General features: G+C 72.3%; 8 protein-coding genes. All 8 read right to left on the reverse strand.

Features of this window, described 5'->3' with window-relative positions; all coding sequences use genetic code 11:
- Positions 1–1,306: LysM peptidoglycan-binding domain-containing protein (locus PROKR_RS31160; RefSeq protein ID WP_157602854.1), on the reverse strand; the 1,306-nt coding region annotated here is incomplete at its 3' end.
- Positions 1,306–1,788: a pilus assembly protein TadG-related protein gene (locus PROKR_RS29185; protein WP_084800761.1), complete on the reverse strand. Its 483-nt coding sequence runs from the start codon at positions 1,786–1,788 to the stop codon at positions 1,306–1,308. The genes PROKR_RS29185 and PROKR_RS31160, both read right to left, overlap by 1 nt.
- Entirely contained in the window at positions 1,785–2,210 is a 426-nt protein-coding gene (locus PROKR_RS29190; protein WP_036971097.1) for a TadE/TadG family type IV pilus assembly protein, read from the reverse strand. Before PROKR_RS29190 ends, PROKR_RS29185 begins: the two co-directional genes overlap by 4 nt.
- Positions 2,207–2,587, reverse strand: coding sequence for a TadE family protein (locus PROKR_RS29195; RefSeq protein WP_036971100.1), 381 nt, complete (start codon positions 2,585–2,587; stop codon positions 2,207–2,209). The genes PROKR_RS29190 and PROKR_RS29195 overlap by 4 nt, the downstream gene beginning before the upstream one ends.
- Positions 2,588–2,598: 11 nt before the next feature.
- Positions 2,599–2,883, reverse strand: a complete 285-nt coding sequence (locus PROKR_RS29200) for a hypothetical protein (RefSeq protein WP_036971104.1) — start codon at positions 2,881–2,883, stop codon at positions 2,599–2,601.
- Between the two features lie 85 nt (positions 2,884–2,968).
- The gene (locus PROKR_RS29205; protein ID WP_036971107.1) at positions 2,969–3,889 is read right to left on the reverse strand and encodes a hypothetical protein; all 921 of its coding nucleotides are present in this window, start codon (positions 3,887–3,889) and stop codon (positions 2,969–2,971) included.
- A gap of 1 nt (position 3,890) precedes the next feature.
- Positions 3,891–4,769 carry a type II secretion system F family protein gene (locus PROKR_RS29210; protein WP_036971110.1) on the reverse strand — a complete coding sequence of 293 codons (879 nt, stop codon included), beginning with the start codon at positions 4,767–4,769 and terminating at the stop codon, positions 3,891–3,893.
- Positions 4,766–6,182 (reverse strand): TadA family conjugal transfer-associated ATPase (locus PROKR_RS29215; RefSeq protein ID WP_169736639.1); only part of this gene is annotated, 1,417 nt, incomplete at its 5' end. The genes PROKR_RS29210 and PROKR_RS29215, both read right to left, overlap by 4 nt.

The raw sequence follows: 6,182 nt of genomic DNA on the forward strand, positions 1-6,182 counted from the left end.
CGGCCGCGGCGTCGTCGCCCTCCGCCTCCGGCGTGGCAGCGTCAGAACCGGCTGCCTCGTCCGACTGCCCGGCCCCGGCCTCCGCATCACCCGGCTGCTCGGCTTCCGCCCCGGCTCCGCCGTCCTGCTCCGCACCCGCGTCCGCGGACTCCCCTTCGGACGCCGACTCGTCGGCACTACCCGGCTTCCCCTGCGCGGCGCCCTCGTCCTTCGCCGCCCCGTCCTGCGCGGGCTCCGCGCCCGGCACGGTCACGGTCCAGCCCGGGAGAATGAGGTCGGGGTCGGTGAGCCGCGCGCCGCCCGGCTGCTCCGTGGCGCGTGACGCCTCGAACACCTCCGGGTACTTGGTGCCGTCGCCGAGCTCCTCCTCGGCGATCCCCCACAGGGTGTCGCCCGACTCCACGACGACCTCGGCGGCCTCCGACCGGGACTTGGTCACGTCCACGGTCTCGTCCCGGTCGTCGTCGGCCTTCGAGGGACCGAGGCCCACAGGCTCGTCTCCGTCGGTCCCGGTCGTGCTGGTCGGGACGACGGCGCCGTCGGCCGCCTCCGCGGGCAGACGCAGCACCCAGCCGGGCTCGATCCAGTTGCCGGCGTCGAGCGCGCTCCCGTCGGCCTGCGGCACGCCGTAGTTCAGGTCGGCGATCTGCTTGAACCGCGCGCCGTCGCCCAGGGTCTGCTCGGCGATCCGCCACAGCGAGTCGCCGGGCTGCACGGTGTAGGTAGGGGCCGGCGCCTCGTCGGCCGCCGCCCTCCGCTCGGCCCCTCCGGTGACGGCATCGGTGGACTCGCCACTGAGCGAAGCCGCCTCCGACGAGACCGGCGCGGTCGCCACGGTCCCGGTCTCGGCCGGCTCGACCGGCACGGGCGCGGCCATCGCGGGCGAGACCGAGGGAGCCGCGACCAGCATCGTGATCATGGCGCCGACCAGCACCGCCGCGGCACGCTGCTGGGCACCGAGCCCGCGCACGTGCGGCGACCGCCGTCCGCGCAGTGCGGCGACCAGCTCGATGACGACGGCGATCGCGAACGTCAGCCACGCGATCCAGCCGACGATCTTGATCAGGCCGATCAGCACCGACCCCGTGACGTCGGGGCTGCTGAGCAGGGAGACCAGACGATCGAGGCTGACCGGGCCCGTCCAGATGGGTCCGCCGAGCAGCCACAGGCCCACCGGGATCCCGACGACGAGCGCCAGCAGCAGCAGCGTCGCGCCCAGCCCCCTCACCACGCGCGCGCCGGTGCCCCGCCGCGGTGCGCCGGGCTCACCGGTCACCGCACGACCCTGGGCTGTCGAGGTGCTCATCAGGATTCCTCCTGTCCGATACCGCGGACCGCCCGCGCCTCGGCATCGGCCGAGACGCTGAGCGAGCTGATTCCGATCAACGTCAGGAACGTCGTCTTGTAGGTGACCTGAGTGCCGACGCTGACGGTGGCGCCGTTGACGGCGGTCACCCCGCCCTGCACTCCCAGCGCGCCGAGCGTGTCGGCGGCAGCCTGTGTCGCACGCGCGGGATCCACCTCGGGGGGTAGTCCCAGCTGCGCGCGGTCGATCCGGATCTGCTGTGCAGCGGCTCGCGCCGCCTGGTCAGCGGCGTACTCGGCCTCGTCCTCGGCGTGCAGCCGCCCGCCGCCGTCCACCACCAGGCCGATCGCGATGATGAGCGCCGGCACCATGCCGGCAGCGAGGATGTTCACCTCGCCCCGCTGGCGCGCCGCTCGCGCTCCCTCCGGCGTCGCCGCCGTCCGTCCACGCCGCAACCACATCCGCCCTGCCCCCTTGGTCATGACCGCCCCCGGTAGGCGTCGAGCACCGACGTCCCCGTCGCACTGATCGTCCGCGATCCGGGCGCGCCCGGCAGCCCGAGATCCCGCAGCGGCACCACGCACTCGACCCGCACCGTGATGGTGCCGACGGTCCCGAGCGGCAGCGCGAACGCGTCCGTGGCCGGCCGGACCGACGTCGACGAGCACCGCACCCCGGAGTTCACCAGCGTGGAGGTCGCCGTCGACGTCGCCTGCATCCCGGCCATGCTCGCCGTGCGGCTGATCGACGCCGCCCGCGCGGCCTCGTTCGCCGCCGACTGCACCACGCCCTCGGCCAGCACCAGCCGGCCGGCCATGATGAGCAGCAGCCCGATCAGGAGCAGCACGGGAAAGATGACGGCCGTGTTGATCGCCACGTTGCCGCGCTCGTCGGCGGCGCTCACGGCCCCACCACCGGAGCCGTGAACCGCTCCACCGGACCGGTCGCCGACTGCTCCACCCGCAACCCGCGGAACCCCGGGACGATCGACGGCGCCAACCCGGTCACCGTCGCGGTGGCCATCTCCTCGCCGCGCGTCACCGAGACCCGGACCGAGGCGAACGCGTCGCCTCCGCGGGCGAGCCGCGAGGCAGCCTCCGCGTAGCCCGAGTCGATGCTGCCGCCCTCCACGCGCGCGGCCTGCACGGCCCCGTTGGCCACGGACTGTGCCGTGTTCTGCGCGTGGAAGTAGAGCACCCCCTGCACCATCCCGAAGATCAGCATCAGCACGATCGGGTAGGTAAGGACGGTCTGCAACGAGGCGGCACCGCGCTCATTCATGGACTACATCCCTAGAGCTGCGACATGTAGCGGTCGACGAGGCCCTTGATCGCGGCGCCGAGTGCGATGGCGATGCCGAGGCCCACCACGGACAGCACGACGACCTCGATGGACTCCAACCCGGCATCGTCCGGCTCGCCCGCACGATCGGCGAGCCGTCGGCGCAGCTCTGCCGAACGTTCGGCGAATCGCGCGTTCAGGGCGTCGACGCGACCACGCGCCGCGGCCGCGCGCAGCGACGCCCGTGCGGCGGCACGCGCCGCTACCGTCCGGCCCTGGCTCAGGTGCTGGTTCATGTTGACTCCTGGGGTGATGTCGACTTCAACAAATGGGTAAGACGCGGCTCGTGTGACACCTCGGCATCACCGGGGGCGAGCCGATTCAGGGAGCAGTCTGAAACATAGTGACCCCGATTGGGAAGATGAGCATCAAAAAGTACACAAATACGGTCATGGTGCCCGGCACCGTCATCCGGACCGTCGCGTCGTGCGCGATCTGCTGCTCGACGTCGAGCTGCGCGTCGCGCATCGCCGCCGCCTTGGACTGCAGCTGGTCGTGGATCGCCGAGCCCTGGGTGCCCGCCAGCTCGACGATCGAGGCAACCTCGCCCAGCGCGTCCACCTCGACCTCCTCGCCGAGCTCGCGCAGGGCCACCCACGGCGCCTGCCCCTCCCAGCGACTCCGTTCGAGCGCCGCGGCGATCCGGCGGAACGGCCACGACCCGGCGACCTGCGCCGCGGCAAAGGTGGCCTGCGTGGCTCCGGCGCCCGACACCCGCTCGATCGCGAGCAGCTCCAGGTAGGTCGACACGGCCCGCGTGAACTCCTGCCGGGCCCGCTTGGCCTTGGACCGCGCATCGAGGTCCGGCAGGAACCAGGCGCCGATCGCGAACAGCAGGGCGACCCCGAACGGCACCCCGACCGGCATGCCCAGGTTGAGCAGCCCGACGCACAGGCCGAGGAACGGCACGGCCACCAGCACGATGACCGTGCCGAGCGCTTTCTCGCCGTAGTGGTCGGTGGCGGTCTTGCCGATCAGGTCCAGGTCGGCTCGGGTCGGCCCGCCCCGGCCCAGCAGGGACAGCGGCAGGCGCCGCTGCGCCCACGCCCCGAACACCTGCGTGTACCGCTTGGTCGCGGTGAGCTCGGTGCCGTCGGAGACGGTGATGGGCTCCACCTTGTCGTCGCCGCTCAGCCGGTCGAGCGCGGACTGGAGCCGCGGCGTCGACGGGAGCAGCTCGCGCACCACGAGGAACAGGCCCAGTCCCGCGACCAGACCGCTGCCCACTGCCCAGGGCCACATGTCAGGCCCCCCGCTCGTCGGGGAGGAACCGCGGGATGGGCTGCCCCAGGCTGATGCGGCGCATCCACAGCAGGCAGACCACGTACGCGCAGAACAGCACCACGGCGACGACCTGCCCCAGGGGCGAGTCGTAGCCGCTCAGGTAGCCGGACATCGCCGTGGCCACCAGCACCACGAGCGTCACGATCGTCACCCAGCGCACCGTCGCGCGCCCGGTCGACCGCTCGGTCTCGATCTCACGCCGCGCCTTGGCCTGGGCCGACAGCGACTCGGCGAGCTGCCGCAGCGCGGGCGCAACGGCGCCGGTGCGGTTGTCGGACTCCAGGATCATGGCCGACGCGATCATGTCCGCCGAGTAGTCGTCCATCTCCTCGGCCCAGCGGTACAGCGCGGGCTTGATGGGCTGCCGCGCCTCAAGCCGAGCGACCAGCCGGGCGAGCGACGGCCGGACGGACGGCGCGGCACTGTGCAGCGTCGCGGCGATGCCCTGCTCCAGCCCGACGGCGCCGCCGGACAGCACGCCGATGAGCGAGCGCACCCAGGCGGTCAGGTCGGTCAGCTTCTCCACCTCGTTGGACTGGGTGGTGGTGCGGAACAGGGACGGCAGCCCCACGATCAGCACCGGCACGATGAGCACGAGCGACCACCAGCCGGTCAGGATGCCGACCACGAGGCCCGCCACCGCGCCGACGCCGAGGATCTTGCGCTGCGGGTACAGCGGCCCGCCCTTGGTCAGACCGAGCAGCCGGAGCAGCCCGTGGAACGGCGGGGTGGTGCGCTTCGGCTTCGGCGTCGGCTCGTACCGCTGCGCGCCGACGACGACCAACCACGCGCCGAGCCCGGCACCGAGCCCGACGACTACCGCGATCAGCGTGGTCATGCGGTCCCCCAGAGCCCGTCCCGGTAGTTCAGCAGGTTGGCGTCGAAGCCCTCGGCCTCCAGGTCGGCGAGGAACGACGGCGTCACCTTGGGCACCGCACGTCCGCCCGGCCCCGGCTCGAAGACGTCGGTGATCGCGACCGGGTTGCCGGCCTCGCCGCGGGTCACCTCGATGACCTCGGAGACGTAGCGCACGCGCCGGCCGTCGGCCCCGGTGTCGACCCGGAGGAACACGATGAGGTCGATCGACTGCGCGACCTGCCGGTACGCGTAGGTCTCGGACAGCGTCGAGTCCTGCACGGCCATGCCGACCAGACGTTCGACGACGTCGCGCGCGCCGTCGGCATGCACCGTCGACAGCGACCCGTTGCCCATCTGCATCGCCTGGAACATCGACACGATCTCGGGCCCGCGCACCTCACCGACGATGACGCGGGAGATGTTGTGCCGCAGGGACTCGTAGACGTTGACGTTCGTGTTGATCTCGCCCGTCCGGCGGCCCGACGTGTTCATCTCGCCCGAGCCCTCGCGGGTGCGCAGCGCGACCACCCGCTTGTGCTTCTCGGGCTCGAGATGCAGGTAGAGCTCGTAGTCCGTCTCGATCGTCGCGATGGACTCCCAGGGGTCCAGCCCGGCGCAGAGCGCACGGAGCAGCGTCGTCTTGCCGCTGCCCTGGCCCTGGCCGGACACCACGATCGACTTGCGCGCGCGGATGGCCGCCGTCAGGAACTCGACCAGCACCGTGTCGACGGTGTCGTTGTCGCGCAGCAGCTCGAGGTCCACCGACTGGAGGCGCTGGAGGCGGATGGTGACGCGCGGCCACGGGACCACCCAGCCGACGGCGGCCAGCCGCACGCGGCCGGGCAGGTCCAGGTTGAGGAACGGATTGGCCCGCGTGAACGACCGCTCGTTCGCCGGGTCGCGCGCCGCGAGGAACTGCAGGAAGTCGATGAGCTCGGCGTCGGAGTCGGCGATCGGCTCGGCGTACGTCCGGCGGCCGTCGCCCATCAGCAGGAGCACGGGTGCGGTGCCCGTGATCTCGATGTTCTCCACGTCGGGGGTGTCGATGAGCGGCTGCAGCCGGCCGAGCCGGAACAGCGCGTCGAACAGGGCCCGCGTCACCTCGACCTGGTACTCGGTGGTCCAGTTGCGCTGACCGCCCGAGAGCAGGGCGTCGTTGTGATCGCGCACCACCTGCTGGATCAGCTCCTGCCCCAAGGCCTCGCGCTGCTCCTCGTCCAGCTCGCGCGTGGACAGCGCATTGGTGAGCCGCGAGGACACCTCGCCGCGCAGGCTGTTCACCTGGCGCCAGAACTCGGAGTCGCGCAGGCGCGGGTTGCCGGGCTGACCGTGGTAGTCCCGGCCGGCCCGAGCCACCGCCCCGACCCAGGGCGAGGCCCCGCCGCCCGCCGGC

Origin of the sequence: Promicromonospora kroppenstedtii DSM 19349 (genome assembly GCF_000515355.1) — a bacterium.
Taxonomy (GTDB): Bacteria; Actinomycetota; Actinomycetes; order Actinomycetales; family Cellulomonadaceae; genus Promicromonospora; species Promicromonospora kroppenstedtii.